The following is a 17,890-nucleotide window of genomic DNA, read 5'->3' as shown; positions in this document are numbered from 1 at the left end:
ATCTTAGACTATTGTTTCACTCAATCTTATCGTTATATTTAAATCTGTATCACCAGCATATTTATCTAAAATATCACTAAGTAATACTTCATGGTCTCCATCTTTTAAATGCTCTACAATCTTAACTGTTCCATCTTCTTCTTTTACTATCTCACATTTCTCTAAGACTGTTCCTTTATTATTTTTCATATATTATCTCCCTTATTTTTTTTATTATTTTGTAGAGTTATAGTTTAGGTAGGATGAAAAACTATAACTCTACTAGGAATGTATTAATATCTTTATACAACATCTGTAATATTTAATGTTAATCCCCAATCTAAGTTAAAACCTACCTCTGTACATTCAGAGAGTTCAAATATTTTAGCCATTAATTCATATGGTTTTTCTTTTTGCGGATTATATCTTATTGTCCAATAGTTAGTATTATTTAGTATGTCATACACTCTTTCTTTTTCCTTATCTTTATCATATCCACTGTGATTATTTTCATCAACTTCTATGCGTATACTGTCAAATATAATGAAATCCAAATAATACTTTCCACATTTAACTTGTCTTTTAACATTTTCTTTTTTAAATGTAAAATCCAAATAATTTCCTATTTCTTCTTCATATTTTTTAAAATTCAACTAATTTTCTTTTATTAGCTCACAATATAATTCTGGTAATTCTTGAGATAGTAAATATCTTACCTTTTTTTGCTACCTCTGAATCTCTAAGCAACATGCCTATTTTAAGTATAGCTTTTCTAGGTATTAATATCAGACCTCTTGATGGAATTTTAAATTTGACAATATGTCCCTTTTTAGTATTTTCAAGCATTTCAACTATATCATCATATTTATATAGTCTAAGTCCATCTGATTCTAACTCGCCTCTATTTCTTTGTATAAGTTTCTTTATCGTCTCTTTATCAACTTCATAATAATTAGAAACAAGTTCCACTGTACTAAAATCTGTATTCCTCAAAGTTAGTATTTCTTTAACATGTTCTAACACATCAATTCTATCTATATTTTTATCTCTTAGTTCCTTATTTTCTATTAGTTTTTCACTATTCATTTTATCAAATCTCCCTTTTCTTTAGTATAAGAAAAGAAGGACTTAATACTATCTCACGACAGGAGCCTTCTTTTTTAGGAGGGTGGCTATCCCTCAAATATTATAAATTAAACAATATCTAGGGGTTTTCAAACTGATAAACACCCCCAACTATGACCACTTGTCTATTGATTACTCTAATATGATTATCTTAAATATTTATTTTTTATTTTATTGCATCCTTTAAAGATTTAGCTGCTTTTACTTTAGGAACTATTTTATCCTCAGTCTTCCAAGACTTTTTAGTTCCATCTTCAAGAGTTATTTCACCCTCTCTACCTTTTTGTACTTTAGTTATATACTTAACCCCCATTAGAGTTAATTCATCACCATTTTTTAATACTTCATTTCTTTTTTCTTCAATCACATCCAGTATTTCTCTCGCTTTTACCTGTGATATATCTAATCCCTCTGCTACCATTTTTATAAATTCTTTAGTTTTCATATTTTTCAATCTCCCTTTTCTCATATAATTTTCATTTGATAATAAGAGGTTTTATTTTTATCCCCTTACATTATTAATATGTTTTAAGCAGCCCTTTTTTAAACCACTTTACTTGCGTTAACATGAACTACAAAAAGTTTCACAACCATCTTTTCTTCTTTTATTCTTATTAAAATTAGATATTAATTTTATTTTGCCACATCTACTACATCTTTTATATTTACCTTTAGAAATAGATATGTAGTAACAATTTTCTTCATAATTTTTCTCATATGTATCTATTATTTTGTTTACTATTTTATTTATTTGATTATTTACTGCTTGAGGTGTTATATTCATTAAATCTGAAATACAATCTAATGATTTATCTTTTCTATATAAATCTAATATATCTCTTTGAACTGTAGTAAATTCCGTTTTAGATATGAGGTTATTTAAATCCATAACAATACATGATAAGTCATCTTGTAAATCATTTCCTTTTTGAACCCTTAAAAGCTCCCTTACGTGTGATTTATCAAACATATCAAGATAATCCCAGTCAGGGCTTCCTGCATCGTCTAATGGTGCTTTCCAAATAATAGGTCTTTCTATTAAACTTTTAGCATCTATCATATCATTTTTTAATAACTTTAAATTCTTTCTAACTACTCTCTTAAGTTTTAATTCTTCTTTATTTAATTGTTTACTCCCTAGCTCTTTATATTTAGCTTTATACCATTCATAGGTATCTGAATATGCTTTTATAACTGGGTATTTTTTAACATCCTTAGGTTTAACTTTTATATCTTTTACTTTTTTGTAGTTATTAGGTAATTGAAAGAATGCAAATGAAGTGTCTTCTTTAAATCCATCTTTATTAGAAATTTTTGAATCGATGTTTCCTCCATTGACTGTAGCTACTTTATTTAGAAATGCTTCTTCTTGACATGCTCTTTGAAATAGTTCTTTTGAGTTATATATTTTTATTTTAGTTTCTTTTTGTTTATCATCTACAGCTAATATATAACTAGCTAGTATTTCTAATGTCTTAGCTATATTAGAAGTTGAATATGTACTATCATTTTTATTTAACATCAATTTTATTTTTGATGTATCTTGATGAGTATAATCCCATGTACCATCACTATTACTAAAGGGATTAACTACACCCATATATTCATTTGGATTCACCCCTCTTGACTCACACCACTTAATAAAATTTTTATGCCCCATTATAACCTCTTTACCATTATCATCCACATAATATATTCCATCTTTATCTAGTGGACTATCTGAAGTTTGTTTAAATATTTCTTCCCAAAATTTATCACCGAATTGTCTTTTCTCTTGATAATTTACTCTTGTAACAACAGTCTCGTTTCTTTTTGTAACAGAATTATAATATTTATTGCTATAACTTTTCTCCTTTTCCTCAAACCATGTACATTTAGTTCCTAATCGTTCTTCCACATATTTAATTCTATCTGAACAATTATCTACACTGTAATCTAAATTCTTTATGTAATCTTGCGCATATTTACCATTTATGCTTTCATAAAAATTGTTATTATTATATATCAATATTATATCTCCTTTCCTTGTAACCCATCATCATAGTTTGTATCATCATAATCCCATATTTTATCCTTAGAATCCTCCTCATGCCTTCTATTTACTATTTCATATGAAGATCTTTCACTCATCTCCATATACATATCTATTTCTTTTTCATACTTATCATCTTTATGTAAATTTGTCTCTTCTGATTTCTTTAAATCCTCTAAATATATTAGTTCTATTTTTCCGCTCATAATTCTCCTTCTTTAATTTTAAACTTGATTTGCAAAGATTTGCTTTCTTTGACTTGAATTTATAGATTTGTTATTATTGATATGCCCAAGTGATTATATATCATTTATAAATTTTCTAATTTTAAGATTGGTTTGAAAAATATCTGTACACACTTAAATAATTCTTCATCTGTACCTATTTTCTTATTGTTATAATATACATTTCCATTTTCCTCAAATCTCATTACTTGTTTATCAGATATAATTTCTATTGTACTATTTCCATGAAATCTTATTGTTCCACCTAAAGGTTTTCGTCTAACATCAACACTAAAATCTGTTTTAATCTTAAACACCTCTTTCCTATTTTTATCTAAATAAAATTTAATTTTATATTCAAGGTGTAAACTTTTTACGCCACTTTTTTGCCCAAAAGTAAACTTTTTACGCCACCCCTAAATTTTATTTTTTGCCTATTTTTAAACGTTTTTTGCTATTTTTTAGAGTTCATTACCTCTTATTCTGAGACTGACCTAACTAGGTATAAATTAAAAAAAACATAAATTAATTGTTTTCTTTACTTCACTTAAATTATTACCTCTCCAAATTACATAAGGATTTATAATAAAATAATCAGTATTCTCATAAGAGTTTTCAACAATTACATATTTAAAAAAATAATATTTATCTCCATTTACTTCTATATAAAATTTAAGTAATTCTTTTTTAAATTTAATCATGTATTGCTTTGAAGAATCAATATTTAATAACTCACAAATTTTATTCAAACTAATTTTCTTTATTTTTGAAATATCTGATTCGTAAGGATTTAAACATAAGATATTACTCTCGAAATGTATATATGGTATGAGTTGATATATATAGCTTAATTGTTTATGTTGTCTTGGTGTACAATGTTCATAGAGAAATCTACTTGTGTTTATATAGATTCTTGTATACTCTTTATTTTCAAATTTAGAAATTCCTTTTGTAAAATACTTTGGATTTATATAAAACTTATTACTAAATTCATATAACAATTCACTTTTCTTTACATCTATTAAGAAATCTCTAAATGCTCTATCCTTAAGGCTTAATATTTCTTTCATATTTTTCCTATCTATAGGAATTATTTCTTTAAATTGAGAATATTTAACCAATAAGTTTTCTTCTCCTGTATTATAGTTTAAATATGTTGCAAGATATATTAGTCTACTTATATTAGCTCTGCTTATATTTACTTCATTAAATAATAATTCATTTTTTACATAAGCACAAAATACAAAACCTCCTAACTTAAAATTATGATATGGTAACTCCTTTTTACTATTCATGATAGCTTTTTGTTCTGGTGAAAAACTTCTTTTTCTCTTACCAATTTCAAGTACTTCACCTCTTTTCATCCCTCGATGTTCTACTACTTCTCCAGTTCTCTTATCTGTAACAATAATGTCTTTTATAAATTCATTTCCACTTATTATAAATACTACCTCCTTTCATTTTTTTTAACAAAAGTGCTACCTACACTTTAAAAAGCCTATTTTTCCTATACTAAAAACGATGTTTCTTAAAAAAAGATATTATAAAAGTGATAGCCCAATCGCAAGATAAAAAACATCTTGCAATTGTTCTTAGCAACAAGTTGCTTCAGAAATTTCATTACCCTCTATGTTCTATCCATGTTTTAAGTATAACATATACCTTCTTTGTTCTCAATAGTTTTTTTAAATATCTACCCAAATTTTCTTGAGTAGATATTTTCATTTAATCTGGCATGTTATTAAATATATTTTTAATAATAGGATTTTCTTTTTTTATATCTTTTTTCTCTTCAGTAACAGTTGTTTCTTTATTTATTGTATATACACCATTACCTAAACATTGTTTTAATAATTTATTTTCTTCTTGAAGATTCTTCCACTCTAATATTATTCTTTCCAAAGCTGTATTTCTACTACTTATATTTTTATCACTCTGGTATTTTTCTATTTCATCAAATATATCTTCTTCTAAATAAAAACTAGATGATTTTTTCATATAATATCACTCCTAGAATTGTTCCATACCTACTTCAAATAGTCCTTTAGCTGTAGCCATTTGAGCATCTTTAGAAACTTTGAATCTATTATCAAATGTCATATGTAATGCAGTACCTCCACTTACATACACATCCATTTCGTCTATATTTTTCCACTTAGAAGCTATTCTTTGAGCTGTACTTTCAGATGCCATAATATAGGCAACCTTTTTAAGTTCATCATAATCATTAGAACTATCTATCTCATTAAGCTCTCTTATTATTCCTCTATCTTTTAGTTGCTTTTGAACCATTGTTAATGCATCCTGATTTCCAGCCTCTAATGTATCTGATAGTTTATCATTAAATACAAAACCTTTTTCAAAGAAAGACATCTCAGTACTTCTAAAACCTATTGAAACCATGCCAACCGCTTTATCTTCATTTACTTTTCCTTCTAATGTATGAAATAATGCAGCGTCTCCTTCTCTAAAAATTGATATATCAGATATTTTTATTTCTTTATGTCCACCCTTTATTTTATCTTTTACTTTAAATGTTTTACCTTTATATGTGTCTACAACTTCTTTTAATGTTGTTTTCCTAAATGATTTATATGGAACGCCCATCATTAATTTTACTTCATCAGCTACAGCTATTTCATTAAGAGCAGCAGCAACTAATATTCTCATTGTAAAAGATACTTTAGAATCATCAGAATTTCTTATAGGTGTTATACTTTCTTTTTCTGCTAATGAACCAACAAAGTAACTTACACTTTCAAAATCTATGTATATTGGATTTTCATATTTCTCAAAATCTATGTTTCTTCCATCGCCAAATACTGATTTAAACAAACACTCTTTAACCATTCCATTATACTTACTATATCCTTTTACATATCCTCTTCCTATATCTAAGCCTATAACTTGGTAATTTTCTTCCATTTTCATTCCTCCTAAGTAAATATTTACTAAATATATTATACCATACAAACAATTAATAATTGCATTAAATTTGCACAAAAATTCAACTATAAAATGACATTTTTTATTTTTACATTTAAATTTACATTACTTATAAACCATTTTTGATTCATATATAAATCAACAATCTATTATATAAATTTTTTAGTTTATATTTAAATTAAAATCAAACCATTTATGAACTAGTGAATTAGTTTATTTAACCATATTATCTGTATTTCTTTTAAGTACAAACTTTAGTTTTCAGCAAAATATTGAAATTTATTTTCTTGCAGACAACATTTTAATTCTAATTTAATAAATCTCCTTATATTTCAAGTTGTTTTTTGTATTTAATATTCTTATATGTTTTAGTTGTTTTTATAATAATTTATACATACACTTTTAATTTGTATTTTCCTTATTGAGAGTATAATTTAAGAATAAAAATCTAAGAAATGTCTTTAGACAGAGTTTGATTTTATGTGGAAAATATAGAATTATTTCGTCTGTAAATCCGTCTGTAATTTTTTTGAACTGTGGAAATGAAAGGACTACACATAAAATTCCACTGACAAATAAGCCACTTTCCCTAAAATACCCCCTACCCTATTTTAAGTTTATTTTATTATGTTAAATATCTTATTTTCTTTATTTAATTAATAAAAGTAATACTTTTATCTTATTTTAGAAATCTATGTTTTTGTCAGTAAAAAAAGACATAAAAGTAAGTATTCTATGCCATTTTTCTAAACCTTAGTAATTTCAACATATTTAATAACAAATATCATCATTTTGTCAGTAAAATGTCAGTTATTAGTTTTATCTATGTCATAAAAGGATTACAATGACTATGTTTTATTAAACTTATATAGCGTTCATAATTGTATAATTTTTTATATTGTATAGAAATTTTTATTATAGATTAGAAAGTCTTATAGACATTAATAAGACATCATTCAAACATCAATTCAAACACTATTCGGACATCACAACGTCAATTAGACATCACAACTTATAACTGTTGATATAACTACATTTAAACAAATATATAAATAATATACACTAAAATCACCACATTTATACTTGCAATATCGTAGTGGTTAATGTTATAATAATCTTGTACCAAATTTTAACAGGAAGGGGGGACAATAATGTGGGTAAGCATAGTAGACGTATCAACAAAGTTTTAACATTAAAGATAGTATTTATTATTATCTTTAATACAGTAAGTGTTATTAGTTCTTTAATAACTATCTATTGTTTTATTAATAAGTAAAACAATGAGCCTATACAAGAGTGTACCGACTCTTGTATAGGTGATACGTCTACTATATATTATAACACATTTAAACAAACTATGAAAAGAGATACTAGAACATGTATATTGTATGGTATTGGTTGTTTAATAGTTATTATTGCATTAATAATAAACATTAAGCAATTGTTTTAGGAGGTGTACTGATTAATGAAATTAGATTTATTGAAACAATATAGACTTGAAAGAGGACTAACACAACAACAATTATCTACTTATATTGATATGTCTTATAGAAGTTATTCAAGTAAGGAGAATGGGCAAAGACCCTTTTATATTGGAGACCTAGAAAAGATATTTGACGTACTAAATTTAAGCGATGAGGAAATATTAAGCTTGTTAGACAGAAAAAATGTATAGTATAACACTCAATAGACTAGGTTGTAATATATCTAGTCTATTTTAATATACCAATATATTACAGCAAAATTTTGCCGAAATTTATTTACATATTACTCCATTTATGATATTATATAATCATAGTAAGAAAAACTTACTAAATAATTTAATATTGGGGGTGTCTTGATGAAGTTAACTAAAGACAAAATAAAAGAGCTAATCGAGTTGGTAGGACAACTTGAAAAGCTCATAGTTCAGATAATTCAATCTGCTGAACATATTTTTATATCTTTAATATCTTTGTTAGGCTGGGTTTTTATTTTTATCTATATTATATTTAATTAAAGATAACATAAAACCCTTACAATATACCTATAAGTACATTATATAGGTATATTGTAACACACCCAATATTAATTATACAAGAGGTGATTTAATGAACCAACATACAAATACAATCTTTAAAATACTTAGATTTTTAGGATTATGTATATTCCTTTATTTTGCATTAAAAGCCATGCATATAGTTTATTTGTAAAGTAGGTGATAGAATGAAACTAGACAAAGTTTCACAATTAAGAAAAGATAATAAATTAACTCCAACCGAACTAGCATATCATTTAAATATGTCTGTAAGAAGTTATCAAAATAAAGAAAAAGGCAAAACAGAGTTTACAGCATCAGAAATTGAAAAGCTTATAAATCTTTATGATATAGAAGCAAGGGAAATACTTAACATTAAATAAAATAACTTAATAACACTCAATAGACTAGGTTGTAACATATCTAGTCTATTTTTATATCCAATTCGTATTTTTATATTGACGAATTTTATTTCACGTATTATAATAGACTTAAGATAAGAATTAATCTTATCTATACAATTTAATATTAGGGGGTGACGTTATGAGAATAACAAAAGACAAAATAAAAGAGCTAATCGAGTTGGTGGCACAACTTGAAAAGCTCCTTGTCCAAGTATTTAAATCACTTGAACATATTTTAATTGTTTTATGTTCTTGTATCGGTTGGTTATTAATACTTATCTACATAATTAAACATTAATAGCCAATACAATATACCTATATAGATACATTGTATAGGTATATTGTAACACACCTAATATTAAAAGTAAATGAGGTGATTTAATGAATCAACATATTAAGACTACATTACAAATAGTAAAAGTATTAGGCTTATTCTTCTTCTTATATTTTGCATTAAAAGCAATTTATATTGTTTATTTTTAAAATTAATGAGGTGATAATATGAAAATTAATAAATTAAAAGATTTAAGAACATCTAAGAGAATTACACAATATGATATGAGTCAAATGTTAGGAATAAAAGAAAGAACTTATCAGAATAAAGAAAATGGGAAAACATCATTTACGATTGAAGAATTTGAAAAGATATATAAATATTTAGATATAAATCCGTTAGAATTACTTGATTAAAATAGATATAAAATAAATTTTAAAGAACTACTTGACATATAGTAGTTCTTTTTTTGTATAAGTTATCCACAGGAATCCATGTTATAATATTAAAACACAACTAAAATATACAGAAAAGAGGGCTAACTATGGATACTAGTATAATCAATTTATTAGAAGAATTAAAAACTGATATTAAAGAAATTAAAACCTCACAAAATAAAATAAGTACGGATATTATTGAATTAAAAAGTAATCAAGATAAAATAGTAAATCAAATTGACTTATTGAAACTAGTTCAAAGTACTAGTAATTCAGATGATAACATTAGTATGAAATCAGTTGAAACAGCTATATTGAAAATGGAAAGTAATACAAATAAATTCAATAATAAGTTATCTATTTTAGAAAGTATAATTATAAATAATTGGAAGGAACTTCTTGAACTTAAAGGCTTTGAATAACAAGTAATATTTTACTTGCATTTTTTTACTTATAGCAGTATAATCTAATTAAGGTAGTACTTAACACTACCTTATACAATTTAATATTGGGGGTGTCTTAAATGATAGCCAAAGACAAAATAAAAGAGCTAATCGAGTTGGTCGCACAACTTGAAAAGCTCATAGTTCAGATGATTAAATCGGCTGAACAAATAGTTTTTGCTTTAATCTCATTTATAGGCTTGTTATACATATTAATGAACATGATTAATAACTAATAACAAGATACAATATACTTATAAGTAGTATATTATAGGTATATTGTAACACACCCAATATTAGAATTACAAGAGGTGATATAATGAAGCTTAATAAGTTAAAAGAGTTAAGAGAACAAAAGGGTTATACTCAACAAACATTAAGTACTAAGATGGGTATGAGCATAAGGGCATATGCTTATAAGGAAAATGGGCATAGAGATTTTTCAGTTGAAGAACTAGAACAAATATTATATTACTTAGATATAGACGCAAATGAATTATTAGAACCACATAAAAAATAGACTAGATTATAGCTAGTCTATTTTATTACAACAACATATTGTACAAGCCATTTAAATCCATTCTAAGTATGTTTCAATACGTTCACCTCATGTTTATACCTTTAGTTTTTAAAATCGAATATAAAAAATAAGCTAAAATATATAATTCTAATTTATAGTAATTTGTTTATTCTTACAATATTGTCAAATTTGACAAAATACTATTCTTAAAATATTATATAATATATGTAGTAAAAAGGAGTGATAAAATGAAACTTGATAAATTAAAAGAATTAAGAATAGAAAGAGGATACAGTCAGCAACAGTTTGCTACTTATATAAATATATCTCAAAGAGCATACAGTTATAAAGAAGCAGGAAAAAGAGAATTTTCCATTTCAGAAGTCGAAAATATCTTAAAATTTTTAAATGTAGAACCATTGGAATTACTTGACTTAGAGTAGATTCCAATATTTTTTACATTTTTTAGAACGTTTTTACTTGTAATTTTGTTCTAAATGTAATATAATTAAATCATAACAAAGGAGAACAAGAAAACACTGAACCACCTCTCACAGAAGTAACAGGTGAAGGCTTCTTAAACTCTAGCTAATAAATAATATTAAAACTAAATATAAAATAACAGTTATGAAGTATGTCATTATCAAAAACACATCAAGTATTTAGTAAAATAATTTACAGATTGTTTTATTAAGTACTTGAATATAGTACTTATTATTATGTTATAATAATAAAAGGAGTGTGGTCGTGATGGATGAAAAGATATTAGAATTATTACAGAAAATGGATAGTAAACTTAATGGAATTGAAAATGAATTAAAAGAAGTAAAAACAGATATGAATACCAGATTTGATAGCATCGAAAACAGGCTTGATAGTATTGAAAAGAAACAAGATATACTATATAATCAATCTATTTCAACAGCCGAGGAAATGACTTCTATTAAAGATAACTTTGATGTGGTTGACATTAAGTTAAATGCAATAGAAACTAGAGTAATTAAGATTAATAGAAAGCTAAATGGAACAACAGACCAGGTCGCTAGAAACATGGAACAATTAGAAGAAATAAAAATAAAATTACAATAATGCATAAAAAGTACTTGACATTTTGTTAAGTACTTTTATATTTTTATATTTTTCCCCTCACTTGCGTATTGATATATATATTTATATAAGTATACAGATGAGGGGATTTTTTGATATGGTTATATTATAGTACATTCTACACGATATAATATATTATACAAGCTATTTAAAGCCATTTTAAGCGTGTTGCAATACGGTTGCCTTATATTTGTACCTTTATATTTTAGAATCGAATATAAAAAATAAGCTAGACATATATACTCTAGCTTATAGTAGTTTTTTTAATGTGTTTATTTGTTCTTGAACTATTGTTTTACTCTTAGTGTCTAACTCTCTATAATTATTTAATAGTTGTTTTTCTTCTTCTTCTAGTTGTATATTCTCTCTATTATCTGTAAGACATAATATATAATCTATACTTACATTGTATATATTAGATAATTTTATAAGTGTCTCATTGTCAATTTTTCTTCTGTTTGTTTCATAGTTTTGTATTGTTACATAATGTACACCTAAAAGTTCTCCCACCTGTTGAGTTGAATATCCTTTTTCTTTTCTTAGCTCTCTCAATCTATTCATCAAATCACCTCTTAATTCTAAATATAACATATTATAAATTTAATTACAATTGTATTCAAAACGGTATGTTTTATATACAACATTACTTAAAACAAATCGTTTTGTTTATTTATATTTTATATTGACATTCAAAACAATTTGTTTTATAATTAAATCATAGCAAAGGAGAACAAGAAAACACTGAACCACCTCTCACAGAAGTAACAGGCGAAGAACCTTCTTAAAACTCTAGCTAATAAATCATACTAGTTGGTGAGGTGTTCCCAATATTAGATATTAAATAAGTAAATAAAATTAATAAAGGTTTCCAGTTACAGCCTATAAAAAATTGAGGTATCAACCTAGTTGCTTCTATAATGGCACTCAATACAATTAAATATGACATAGCAGTTGTGAAGTACTGCATTATCAAAAGTACTAAAGATTGAGCATTAAAATTATAGTTTGTACTGCTTGACACCTACATGGTTATAAACTATCTAACATTTACTAGAGTAATCTACCTTAGATTTTTTTAGTAAGTGTTGGAATACAACGCTTAAATTATGATATAATAATAAAATAGGAGTGTGAACGGCATGGATGAAAAAATATTAGAGTTATTACAAAAAATGGATACTAGATTTGACAGAATCGAAAATAGACTAGATAGTATGGATGGTCGTTTTGATGGGATTGAAAACCAACTTAGTGATTTAAAAGAAGGTCAAGAAGAAATTAAAAAGAAACTAGACTTAACTTATAATCAAGTTGCTAGAAATATGGAAGGCATAACAGAAGTTGGAGAAAAAATAGACACTTTAAAAAATGACATGAACTTTGTAGAAATGGCTACATCTAAAAATTGGAATGAAATAGCAAAGTTAAAATCAATTAAATAGCAGTACATAAAAAGACATCTTTAATTTAAGGTGTCTTTTATATAACTCTTTAATGTGATATTATTATTCTATAATAATATTGTTGGAGGGAATAAAATGAATCTACAAAGGTTAAAAGAGTTAAGACTAGAACATGGCTATACACAACAACAATTTGCAACTTATATTGGATTGTCTACTTCTACATATACGGATAAAGAAGCAGGGAAAACAAAATTTAAGGTTGAAGAATTAGAGAAAATATTAAAATTTCTAAATCTTGACCCTTTGGAATTGCTTGACTTAGATTAAAAAAGTCAACTTTCCTAAAAAATAAAACCGAAAAAACGTTGACAATATCCGTTTTGAGGTTTATAATTAAAATATCAAATAAAAAAATTTAAATAACAGAAACGAAAAATCGTTTTAAAAATTCGTTTTGCAATAAATAAAGGGGGATATAAAAATGCTAAAAATATACTTAACTAACTTAGGGAAATATAACGAAGGTGAAATAATAGGAGAATGGGTTGAATTACCAATAGATGAAGACGACTTTGAGGAAGTATTAAACAATATAGGTATAAATGAAGAATATGAGGAGTATTTCATAACAGATTCAGAAACACATATGAAAGGATTGGAAATAGAAGAATATAGCAACATAAAGAAACTAAACGAATTAGCAAAGAAAATTGAAAAACTAGATATAGTCGAATTTAGCCAATTAGAGGCTTTACTTGAAGGTGATTACATAGAGCTTGACACAATACTTGAAAACGACATTTCTGATTTATTAGAAAACCACGATTTTACATTACTTGATGGTGAAAATCCTAGTAAAGAAATTGAATTAGCATATAATCTTATTGAAAATCTAGGTGGAATTGATAATTTAGATATAGAAACACTTAAAAAGTATTTTAACTATAAAGAATATGGCGAGTGTTTAATTGCAAATGGTACTTATATAGCATCAAATAACATAGCCGTAATTAATTAGATAAAAAAAGGGGGATATAAAATGTTAGAAAATCTATTAATGGATTGTTTAGGGATAGAAGAGAGAGAGGAGTTCATAGGAGTTAATAAGGGAATAAATAGAAAAATCAATTTAAATCTAAATTGTGACAAAGCTTATGTAAGATGTAAATTTAAGAGATATTTATTGAAAACAAATAATAAAAAATTAATAATGATAGATTTAGGCAACACAAAAACTATAATTGATTTTGATTGTTTAGAGTTAAATTTTTCATTTTTAGAAGATAGAAACAAAGTACTTGAAATTATTACAGAATGGATAAAATATACAATAAATGATGATTGGTTTATTCCATATAAAATATATTTTGAAGATTAAAAGTTTTAGGGCGTTCTTTAAAAACGCCACTCCAATAAAAAATTGAAAGGGGAATAAATTATGAAAAAATTAATAATTAAGATAAAATCATTGTTTAAAAAGGATTTAGATGGAAGCTATTGGAGCAATACAGAAAGTATTATATTGAAATGTGGAACCAGTGAACAACTAGGATTATTAAAACAGGTTAATAAATTATAGGAGGTAATAATTATGAAATACATTTCAAGTCTAGGGATTTATATTACAAAATTAGAAGATTTAAGAGATAAAATTGATGATGATTTATACAACTGGATAGAAATACATCAAGATACAGAGGGGTACAAGGATAAATTTGAAGAGTTAAAGGAAGAGTTTAATTATTATACAGATATAGCAAAATCTAACGATATATGTTTTTTAGAAATATCATCATTGTTAGAAAGTAGTATTAAAATTTTACATCAACTTGAAGATTATATAATTGAAACTGATAGATTAAATAGGAAGAAAATTCTATCTTTTATATCTTCTATGAACTTAAAAGAAATAGAGGAAACGATTGATTGTAAATAAAATAGGAGGGTAATAAAATGCTAAATTATTCTGAATATATGACGGCAACAGATTTAATAAATATATGTGACCTTTTAGAAGGTGAAACAATAGGAGAAGCAGGAACTTATAATTCTTTAAGTACTAGACTGGGAAATTTAATCGGATTAGACTGGTCTTTAAAAGGAGAAGAATTGAGACAGCAATTAATACAAAATATTAATAATATGATGTATTTAGATAATGAAAATAAAATTCAATATAAAGAATTTTAAATAATTTAAGTAAAAAAATAATTAATTTATAGGAGGAAAACTATGAATAAAACAATTGAAAAAAATTCAAATATAGAACTTAACAACATTATAGAACGATTAATAGGAATAGGTTTTTGCGAACCAAAGTATTATAAAGCTACTGTATGGAAATATGCTAATTTAGTAATGCAAGAATTATGCAATATGGGACTTGCGTATCCTTTTGACTTTGGAAGAGGTAAGGGAAAATATAAATCAAATGCTGATGAAGTGACAATCTATAAGAAAGCTAAAGAAAGTACAAAGATACAAGAATATAGTAAAAAGTATTTAAACTATATTACTAAATTTGAAGAACAGGAAAATAGTATAAGTAAATAAAATTCAACTTTTAATATAATTGGAGGTAATAAAATGAAAAAAATAATAAATGGATATTCAATATATAAAGATGGAACATGGTGCGAAGTAATAAAAGAAGGAAAATTTATCTTTGCAGGTTCTGTAAATGAAAAACTATCATATGAAGATATATATATAGCTTTAACTGCAAAGTTAGAATTTAGATTGCATGGTAAGTTACTACTTTCATATAGTCTATATGGTACATTTCAAGGGGAGAAACAATCTACATTAGAACTTTTAGCATATGAAAATAATTGTAATATAAATGACATTGAAGTTAAACAAGTTGTTGAAAATATACAATAGTCTGCAAATTCAAAAAGGAAATAAAATATTAATTTTAATAAGATATTTAAATTATCAAATCTCTATTATTATATGCATATTACTATAGATTAATTGATAATGATATTTATTTGATAAAGAGATTTTAAAGAGTACAAAAATTTAAAGGCATAAATACATTAAGATGATTTTCAAACAGCTTATATAGGCTTGTACGAAGTCATAATTATAAACTAGGAGGGTATAAAAATGAAATTTAAAAATACAGTTATGGGAATGTTGTTAGGTTTAATTATTGTAGGAGTTACAGGAGTAACGGAAGTTAAGGCTGCTGAATTAGATAATTTTTATGTAGAGCCTACAGATAGAGTTGTAGAAGTTTTAGAAGATGAAAGTATAATTCTATATGATACTAAAGAAAAAGTTTATAATTTCTATCCTGTATGTTTAGGTGACTGGAACTATAGCTTTGACAATAAAGAAGATTTAGATAACGCAGTTGCAACTTACAAAGAGTTATCAAGCAATGTAAATCATTCAAGTAATGTATATGTGGTTAATAAGTTAAATGACAATGGAAACATTAAAGTGTTTCTAAATGATGGAAGTTCAATTGTTTATATAAAACAGGATAATAAATATTACTTTTATCCTTCTTGTATGGGTGACTGGTATTTAACATTAGATAATAAAATTGATTTAAAAAATTGTATTAATACTTATATAGAATATTATTATTCCTTGTCAACTGGAGGTGGCACAAATGAATAATAATGATAAGTTATCTATATTAAATCAATTGGAATACATAGAAAATGATATTGATGCAAGAAATGAAATGATTGAAAAATTTAAGGACTTATTGGTCAAATATCCAAAGAGTAGAGATATAAGAAGATATATAAAACAACAAACTCAATTTTTAAATGGTATTAGATATATATATGATAATTTAGATATTTTGAAGAATATGGTAAATAATGACAAGAAGCGAGAACGTTACTAGACATAACAATGTCTACTGAATGTAAAAAGGGATTCATTTAATAAATACAAAGTTATTATGTCAATTTTTAATTAAATTGTAATTTAACATAAAAAATGTAGTTACTATTTGAAAACTTATAATAACTACATTCAATAATTTAAAAAGGGAGATGGAAAAAGTGAATGAATTAAAAATCAAAGGAAAACAAAAGTTTATGAATTTAGAAATACCAGTTATAGAGGGTGGTTTTGGTGAAGATAAAAAATGTATGACGGATAAGACTATATCTGAAATACATAATCAACCTAATAGAAAAATAAGGGAGAGAATAAAAGACAATATAAAAAGATTCAAAGATGACATAGATTATATAGATATTAAACGTGTCCTTGAAACGGACACGTTGATAGAATTAGGTTATTCCAAGCAATCTATAACTCAAGCTGATAATATATTTTTATTATCTGAAAGAGGTTACTCAAAATTAATTAAAATAATGGATACTGATTTAGCTTGGGAAATACATGATAAAATAATGGATGAATACTTTACTATGAAAAAAAAGTTAAATGACCCTTTTGAAAACTTATCTCCAGAGTTAAAAGTTATAATCAAACTAGAACAAAGACAGGCAGAACTTGAGTCTGGTCAACAGGAGTTAGAAGAAAAAGTTAATGTCCTATATGATTTTTCTACTATAGACTACAATCAACAAGAAACTATTAGAAGTTTGGTAAATAGAAAGATAATACAAGTATATCAATGTTTAAATTTTTCAGCTTATGAAGATGCTAAATTAAGAAAAAGAGTATACTTTTCACTATGGAAAGATTATAGAAAAAAATTTGGTGTTAATAGCTATAAAAACACTTCTAAAAAGAACTATGACAGAGCAATTAAATTTATAGAAAATTGGGAGCCTAATTATGATTTGAGTAATGAAATATATATGCTTCAAAAAGTTAAAAATATATAAGAATAATGATTGGAGATTATTATGATATATTATGTCAAAGACATACATACTATAAGTCTATATGATGCTTTTAGATGGCATACAATGGGATTGTCATTCATTATTAAAGCTGGTAAATTTAAAGGTTTTACAATGTAATTAAATAATTGA

33 protein-coding genes are annotated in these 17,890 nt (G+C 25.3%); 22 read left to right on the top strand and 11 right to left on the bottom strand.

Annotated features, from left to right (window positions below):
• Positions 1 to 3: 3 nt before the first annotated feature.
• The 10 genes from KGF36_RS11685 to KGF36_RS11640 form a co-directional block, all read right to left on the bottom strand.
• Positions 4 to 189 (bottom strand): hypothetical protein, encoded by a 186-nt coding sequence (locus tag KGF36_RS11685; RefSeq protein WP_227828999.1) that lies wholly within the window; start codon positions 187 to 189, stop codon positions 4 to 6.
• Between the two features lie 92 nt (positions 190 to 281).
• On the bottom strand, positions 282 to 632 hold the full coding sequence (locus KGF36_RS11680; protein WP_227850686.1) for a hypothetical protein: 351 nt from the start codon (positions 630 to 632) through the stop codon (positions 282 to 284).
• Between the two features lie 19 nt (positions 633 to 651).
• On the bottom strand, positions 652 to 1,065 hold the full coding sequence (locus KGF36_RS11675; protein WP_227829001.1) for a hypothetical protein: 414 nt from the start codon (positions 1,063 to 1,065) through the stop codon (positions 652 to 654).
• Between the two features lie 205 nt (positions 1,066 to 1,270).
• Positions 1,271 to 1,549, bottom strand: a complete 279-nt coding sequence (locus tag KGF36_RS11670; RefSeq protein WP_227829002.1) for an HU family DNA-binding protein — start codon at positions 1,547 to 1,549, stop codon at positions 1,271 to 1,273.
• Positions 1,550 to 1,666: 117 nt separating this feature from the next.
• Positions 1,667 to 3,112 (bottom strand): hypothetical protein, encoded by a 1,446-nt coding sequence (locus tag KGF36_RS11665; RefSeq protein ID WP_227829003.1) that lies wholly within the window; start codon positions 3,110 to 3,112, stop codon positions 1,667 to 1,669.
• Between the two features lie 2 nt (positions 3,113 to 3,114).
• Positions 3,115 to 3,342, bottom strand: a complete 228-nt coding sequence (locus KGF36_RS11660) for a hypothetical protein (RefSeq protein WP_227829004.1) — start codon at positions 3,340 to 3,342, stop codon at positions 3,115 to 3,117.
• Positions 3,343 to 3,446: 104 nt separating this feature from the next.
• A complete protein-coding gene (locus KGF36_RS11655) occupies positions 3,447 to 3,677 on the bottom strand; it encodes a hypothetical protein (RefSeq protein ID WP_227829005.1) in 231 nt (76 codons plus the stop codon).
• A gap of 192 nt (positions 3,678 to 3,869) precedes the next feature.
• On the bottom strand, positions 3,870 to 4,724 hold the full coding sequence (locus KGF36_RS11650) for a hypothetical protein (RefSeq protein WP_227829006.1): 855 nt from the start codon (positions 4,722 to 4,724) through the stop codon (positions 3,870 to 3,872).
• A 361-nt stretch (positions 4,725 to 5,085) separates the two neighbouring features.
• Positions 5,086 to 5,358, bottom strand: coding sequence for a hypothetical protein (locus KGF36_RS11645; protein WP_227829007.1), 273 nt, complete (start codon positions 5,356 to 5,358; stop codon positions 5,086 to 5,088).
• Between the two features lie 12 nt (positions 5,359 to 5,370).
• Positions 5,371 to 6,285 carry a ParM/StbA family protein gene (locus KGF36_RS11640; protein ID WP_227829008.1) on the bottom strand — a complete coding sequence of 305 codons (915 nt, stop codon included), beginning with the start codon at positions 6,283 to 6,285 and terminating at the stop codon, positions 5,371 to 5,373.
• Positions 6,286 to 7,771: 1,486 nt separating this feature from the next.
• On the opposite strand from KGF36_RS11640, the gene KGF36_RS11635 reads away from it, so the two are divergent.
• The 10 genes from KGF36_RS11635 to KGF36_RS11590 all read left to right on the top strand — a co-directional run bounded on the left by KGF36_RS11635 (position 7,772) and on the right by KGF36_RS11590 (position 11,490).
• Positions 7,772 to 7,981 (top strand): helix-turn-helix transcriptional regulator, encoded by a 210-nt coding sequence (locus KGF36_RS11635; protein WP_022620716.1) that lies wholly within the window; start codon positions 7,772 to 7,774, stop codon positions 7,979 to 7,981.
• Positions 7,982 to 8,146: 165 nt separating this feature from the next.
• Positions 8,147 to 8,305 (top strand): hypothetical protein, encoded by a 159-nt coding sequence (locus KGF36_RS11630; protein ID WP_227854731.1) that lies wholly within the window; start codon positions 8,147 to 8,149, stop codon positions 8,303 to 8,305.
• 206 nt (positions 8,306 to 8,511) lie between these two features.
• Positions 8,512 to 8,706 carry a helix-turn-helix domain-containing protein gene (locus KGF36_RS11625; RefSeq protein WP_167641004.1) on the top strand — a complete coding sequence of 65 codons (195 nt, stop codon included), beginning with the start codon at positions 8,512 to 8,514 and terminating at the stop codon, positions 8,704 to 8,706.
• A 160-nt stretch (positions 8,707 to 8,866) separates the two neighbouring features.
• Entirely contained in the window at positions 8,867 to 9,025 is a 159-nt protein-coding gene (locus KGF36_RS11620; RefSeq protein WP_165483898.1) for a hypothetical protein, read from the top strand.
• Positions 9,026 to 9,228: 203 nt separating this feature from the next.
• On the top strand, positions 9,229 to 9,417 hold the full coding sequence (locus KGF36_RS11615) for a helix-turn-helix domain-containing protein (protein WP_227825757.1): 189 nt from the start codon (positions 9,229 to 9,231) through the stop codon (positions 9,415 to 9,417).
• A 128-nt stretch (positions 9,418 to 9,545) separates the two neighbouring features.
• Positions 9,546 to 9,860, top strand: coding sequence for a hypothetical protein (locus tag KGF36_RS11610; protein WP_227829010.1), 315 nt, complete (start codon positions 9,546 to 9,548; stop codon positions 9,858 to 9,860).
• 101 nt (positions 9,861 to 9,961) lie between these two features.
• Positions 9,962 to 10,117, top strand: coding sequence for a hypothetical protein (locus KGF36_RS11605; RefSeq protein ID WP_227850684.1), 156 nt, complete (start codon positions 9,962 to 9,964; stop codon positions 10,115 to 10,117).
• An 83-nt stretch (positions 10,118 to 10,200) separates the two neighbouring features.
• The gene (locus KGF36_RS11600) at positions 10,201 to 10,401 is read left to right on the top strand and encodes a helix-turn-helix domain-containing protein (RefSeq protein ID WP_227829011.1); all 201 of its coding nucleotides are present in this window, start codon (positions 10,201 to 10,203) and stop codon (positions 10,399 to 10,401) included.
• A 248-nt stretch (positions 10,402 to 10,649) separates the two neighbouring features.
• Positions 10,650 to 10,844 carry a helix-turn-helix transcriptional regulator gene (locus KGF36_RS11595; RefSeq protein WP_021373110.1) on the top strand — a complete coding sequence of 65 codons (195 nt, stop codon included), beginning with the start codon at positions 10,650 to 10,652 and terminating at the stop codon, positions 10,842 to 10,844.
• 307 nt (positions 10,845 to 11,151) lie between these two features.
• A complete protein-coding gene (locus tag KGF36_RS11590; protein WP_227825755.1) occupies positions 11,152 to 11,490 on the top strand; it encodes a hypothetical protein in 339 nt (112 codons plus the stop codon).
• A gap of 267 nt (positions 11,491 to 11,757) precedes the next feature.
• Here KGF36_RS11590 and KGF36_RS11585 read toward each other — a convergent pair whose 3' ends face one another.
• A complete protein-coding gene (locus KGF36_RS11585; RefSeq protein WP_227829012.1) occupies positions 11,758 to 12,069 on the bottom strand; it encodes a helix-turn-helix domain-containing protein in 312 nt (103 codons plus the stop codon).
• Positions 12,070 to 12,647: 578 nt separating this feature from the next.
• Here KGF36_RS11585 and KGF36_RS11580 point away from each other — a divergent pair.
• The 12 genes from KGF36_RS11580 to KGF36_RS11525 all read left to right on the top strand — a co-directional run bounded on the left by KGF36_RS11580 (position 12,648) and on the right by KGF36_RS11525 (position 17,740).
• Positions 12,648 to 12,950: a hypothetical protein gene (locus tag KGF36_RS11580; protein WP_021373126.1), complete on the top strand. Its 303-nt coding sequence runs from the start codon at positions 12,648 to 12,650 to the stop codon at positions 12,948 to 12,950.
• Between the two features lie 96 nt (positions 12,951 to 13,046).
• Positions 13,047 to 13,241: a helix-turn-helix domain-containing protein gene (locus KGF36_RS11575; protein WP_227829015.1), complete on the top strand. Its 195-nt coding sequence runs from the start codon at positions 13,047 to 13,049 to the stop codon at positions 13,239 to 13,241.
• Between the two features lie 154 nt (positions 13,242 to 13,395).
• Positions 13,396 to 13,932: an antirestriction protein ArdA gene (locus tag KGF36_RS11570; RefSeq protein WP_227854730.1), complete on the top strand. Its 537-nt coding sequence runs from the start codon at positions 13,396 to 13,398 to the stop codon at positions 13,930 to 13,932.
• Positions 13,933 to 13,953: 21 nt separating this feature from the next.
• The gene (locus KGF36_RS11565; RefSeq protein WP_227854729.1) at positions 13,954 to 14,292 is read left to right on the top strand and encodes a hypothetical protein; all 339 of its coding nucleotides are present in this window, start codon (positions 13,954 to 13,956) and stop codon (positions 14,290 to 14,292) included.
• 60 nt (positions 14,293 to 14,352) lie between these two features.
• Complete coding sequence (locus KGF36_RS11560) at positions 14,353 to 14,493, top strand: hypothetical protein (RefSeq protein WP_227854728.1); 141 nt, start codon at positions 14,353 to 14,355, stop codon at positions 14,491 to 14,493.
• 12 nt (positions 14,494 to 14,505) lie between these two features.
• On the top strand, positions 14,506 to 14,850 hold the full coding sequence (locus tag KGF36_RS11555; RefSeq protein ID WP_227854727.1) for a hypothetical protein: 345 nt from the start codon (positions 14,506 to 14,508) through the stop codon (positions 14,848 to 14,850).
• A gap of 17 nt (positions 14,851 to 14,867) precedes the next feature.
• On the top strand, positions 14,868 to 15,104 hold the full coding sequence (locus tag KGF36_RS11550; RefSeq protein ID WP_227854726.1) for a hypothetical protein: 237 nt from the start codon (positions 14,868 to 14,870) through the stop codon (positions 15,102 to 15,104).
• A gap of 42 nt (positions 15,105 to 15,146) precedes the next feature.
• Complete coding sequence (locus KGF36_RS11545) at positions 15,147 to 15,467, top strand: hypothetical protein (RefSeq protein ID WP_227854725.1); 321 nt, start codon at positions 15,147 to 15,149, stop codon at positions 15,465 to 15,467.
• 33 nt (positions 15,468 to 15,500) lie between these two features.
• Positions 15,501 to 15,797, top strand: coding sequence for a hypothetical protein (locus KGF36_RS11540; protein ID WP_021402189.1), 297 nt, complete (start codon positions 15,501 to 15,503; stop codon positions 15,795 to 15,797).
• Positions 15,798 to 16,025: 228 nt separating this feature from the next.
• Positions 16,026 to 16,547, top strand: coding sequence for a hypothetical protein (locus tag KGF36_RS11535; RefSeq protein WP_227829019.1), 522 nt, complete (start codon positions 16,026 to 16,028; stop codon positions 16,545 to 16,547).
• Positions 16,540 to 16,782 carry a hypothetical protein gene (locus tag KGF36_RS11530; protein ID WP_227829020.1) on the top strand — a complete coding sequence of 81 codons (243 nt, stop codon included), beginning with the start codon at positions 16,540 to 16,542 and terminating at the stop codon, positions 16,780 to 16,782. The genes KGF36_RS11535 and KGF36_RS11530 overlap by 8 nt, the downstream gene beginning before the upstream one ends.
• A gap of 160 nt (positions 16,783 to 16,942) precedes the next feature.
• Positions 16,943 to 17,740: an ORF6C domain-containing protein gene (locus tag KGF36_RS11525; RefSeq protein ID WP_227850679.1), complete on the top strand. Its 798-nt coding sequence runs from the start codon at positions 16,943 to 16,945 to the stop codon at positions 17,738 to 17,740.
• Positions 17,741 to 17,890 lie beyond the last annotated feature (150 nt).

The organism is Clostridioides sp. ZZV14-6009, from assembly GCF_020658095.1.
In the GTDB taxonomy this organism is placed as follows: domain Bacteria; phylum Bacillota; class Clostridia; order Peptostreptococcales; family Peptostreptococcaceae; genus Clostridioides.
This window is presented reverse-complemented; position numbering and strand designations above follow the sequence as displayed.